General features: G+C 58.6%; 3 protein-coding genes. All 3 read right to left on the bottom strand.

Annotation, left to right across the window (positions count from 1 at the left end; genetic code table 11):
* Positions 1–823, bottom strand: an 823-nt coding sequence (locus tag ABL922_RS14825; protein WP_349024978.1) for a class I tRNA ligase family protein, incomplete at its 3' end; no start/stop codon positions are given.
* Positions 824–849: 26 nt separating this feature from the next.
* Complete coding sequence (locus ABL922_RS14820) at positions 850–1,590, bottom strand: hypothetical protein (RefSeq protein ID WP_349024977.1); 741 nt, start codon at positions 1,588–1,590, stop codon at positions 850–852.
* The coding region (locus ABL922_RS14815; protein WP_349024976.1) for a riboflavin kinase at positions 1,587–1,786 on the bottom strand (200 nt) is incomplete at its 5' end. The genes ABL922_RS14815 and ABL922_RS14820, both read right to left, overlap by 4 nt.

Raw genomic sequence — 1,786 nt, 5'->3', positions numbered from 1 at the left:
TACCAGCATCTTCGCGGTGCATGGCGAGCATTGGCTGCGCTAAAACATACTCAACATCCGCCCCATAAGCGATCGCCTGATTAACCGGGATCGTCCACGGCGTCGTGGTCCAGATCACCGCGTAAGCGCCGACCAGTTCCTCAATCGGCGATGAAACAATCTCAAACGCCACATCAATCTGCGTTGAAACGATATCCTCATACTCAACCTCAGCCTCGGCCAAGGCGGTCTTTTCGACCGGCGACCACATCACCGGTTTGGCCCCGCGATACAGCTGACCGGACTCCGCAAACTTCATCAGTTCGGCAACTATCGTCGCTTCGGCGTCGAAATCCATTGTCAGATAGGGATTATCCCAATCGCCGATGACGCCGAGCCGTTTGATCTGTTCACGCTGAACATTGACCCAATTTTGTGCATAGGCGCGGCATTCGGCGCGGAATTCCTCAACGGGAACCTCATCCTTGTTGCGCTTTTTCTTGCGATATTCTTCCTCAACCTTCCACTCGATGGGCAGCCCGTGACAATCCCAACCGGGCACGAACGGTGCGTCTTTGCCGAGCAGGCTCTGCGTGCGCACGACCGTGTCTTTGAGGATGCGCTGCATCGCATGGCCGATGTGCATGTCGCCGTTGGCATAGGGCGGGCCATCATGCAGGATGAATTTTTCGCGGCCCGCGCGGCGTTCGCGCAGTTTTTCATACATGCCCATCTGCTGCCAGCGCGCAAGGATGCCCGGCTCCTTTTGCGGCAGGCCAGCCTTCATGGGGAAATCGGTCTTCGGCAGGAAGACGGTGTCTTTATAGTCGGGTGTTTCAGTCATATCCGGCGGTGCTTAGAGGGTGGGGCCTAACGCCGCAAGGCTGGACCGATCAAGCCAATGTCTTCGACCCATAAATAGCCGGTGAAATCACGCGGCACTTGCGGAATTTGTTCAAGCGCGCTCAGGCCGGTGATCGTGCCGTCCGCTGTCGCAGGGCCGGTCAGGATCACGCGCACTTTCGCCGCGTCCATCCGCGCCATGAACCGTTTGGGCCACCCCCATGCTTTCCATTGTTGATCCAGCGGCACGGTGATGGTCTTGCCAGCGCAGACCGCTGGCATGATGCTGGTCCAGCCGGTTCTGACATAGGCGTCGAAACAGGCGCGGGCTTGCGCGGCGCTCCACGCCCATGCTTGCGGGTTGGTTTTGCTGATGTCGGCGACCGCAGCGGCATCACCGGTAAAGCTATAGCGTTTGTCGATGTCGCGCTTTCGCCCCGCAAAAACCGCGCGGGTGGCGGCGGCATCGCTGGCGTCGCTGCCCATGTCCGCCATAAATTTACGCGCAGGTCCGTAATAGATCGCTTCGCTCAGCGTCGAACAGCCTTTGCGCGGGGCGGCCTTCACCACGACGATTTCGGCATGATCCTGAAACGCGCGGTCCAGCCCGCCTTGGTTGATGCAGCCGTCCTTATCCGCGTCAATGCCGTGCGCCGCGATCAGTTTCAGCGCGCCTTTTGGGGTCGGCGCAATCCAGGACGCGTTGAGGCCTGTCACCATGATGATGCCCAAAACCAGCGCCCATTTGGTCAGATTCCAGATGCTCATACGCTCAATAATTCCCGTGCTGTATCGCAATCGCGCGCCATTTGGTCTTTGAGCGCGTCGAGGCTGTCGAATTTCTGTTCTGGTCGAATGAAAGCATGGAAGGCAACTTCGAGGGCCTGGCCGTAAACTTCCTCGGCGAAGTCAAAAAAGTGGGGTTCAAGCAGCTCTCTGGGGGGAGAAAAGCTCGGGCGGATGC

The sequence above is a fragment of the Sphingorhabdus sp. genome (assembly GCF_040079335.1).
Taxonomy (GTDB): Bacteria; Pseudomonadota; Alphaproteobacteria; order Sphingomonadales; family Sphingomonadaceae; genus Sphingorhabdus_B.
This window is presented reverse-complemented; position numbering and strand designations above follow the sequence as displayed.

Coding starts and splice junctions, on each gene's coding strand:
- ABL922_RS14820 (WP_349024977.1), bottom strand. CDS start 1,590: ATGAGCATCTGGAATCTGACCAAATGGGCGCTGGTTTTGGGCATCATC.